The sequence below is a fragment of the Bradyrhizobium sp. SHOUNA76 genome (assembly GCF_023006445.1).
Taxonomy (GTDB): domain Bacteria; phylum Pseudomonadota; class Alphaproteobacteria; order Rhizobiales; family Xanthobacteraceae; genus Bradyrhizobium.
Map to the genome: position 1 here is coordinate 1 of NZ_JALBHA010001027.1, position 770 is coordinate 770.

A 770-nucleotide genomic window follows, 5' to 3' on the forward strand; every position below is an offset into this window, starting at 1 on the left:
CGCGAGACCGGCGGCGATGTGATCTACGATTGGGGCGGCGGCCTGATCTGGGCGGCGCTACCGCCGAAGTCTGACGCGCATGCCGCGGCCGTGCGCGCGCGTGCGAACGCGGTCGGAGGGCACGCCACGCTGATCCGGGCGGCCGAGGATGTCAGGCGGGATGTCGACGTATTCCATCCGCAGGCGCCAGGTATTGCAGCACTGAGCGAGCGGGTGCGCGCCAGTTTCGATCCAAAGACCATTCTCAACCGCGGACGTTTGAGGCGGGGCGCTGGGGCATGAAGACCGAATTCTCACTGGCGCAGCTCGCCGACCCCGATATCGCGGAAGCCGACAAGATCCTGCGCGCCTGCGTCCATTGCGGCTTCTGCACCGCAACCTGTCCGACCTATGTGCTGCTCGGCGACGAGCTCGATAGCCCGCGCGGCCGCATCTATCTGATCAAGGAGATGCTGGAGAAAGACCAGGCGCCGACGGCCGAGGTGGTCAAGCATATCGACCGCTGCCTGTCGTGCCTGGCCTGTATGACGACCTGCCCCTCGGGGGTGAACTACATGCATCTCGTCGACCAGGCCCGGGTCAGGATCGAGCAGCGCTATCAGCGGCCGCTCACCGAGCGGCTGCTGCGCCAGGTGCTGGCCTTCGTGCTGCCGGATCCGCAGCGTTTTCGCGTGAGCATGATCCTGGCGCGGCTGGCCCGCCCGCTTGCCGTGTTCCTGCCGACGCCTCGTCCCTCGGCCACGCCGGGCCTGATCCAGCGTCTCAAGGCG

1 protein-coding gene and 1 pseudogene are annotated in these 770 nt (G+C 67.4%); both read left to right on the forward strand.

Annotated elements, in window-relative coordinates:
* Positions 1 to 282 (forward strand): annotated as a pseudogene (locus tag MOV74_RS39465) (2-hydroxy-acid oxidase); the annotation flags it as partial.
* Positions 279 to 770: 4Fe-4S dicluster domain-containing protein (locus MOV74_RS39470; protein WP_246933033.1), on the forward strand; the 492-nt coding region annotated here is incomplete at its 3' end. The pseudogene MOV74_RS39465 and the gene MOV74_RS39470, both read left to right, overlap by 4 nt.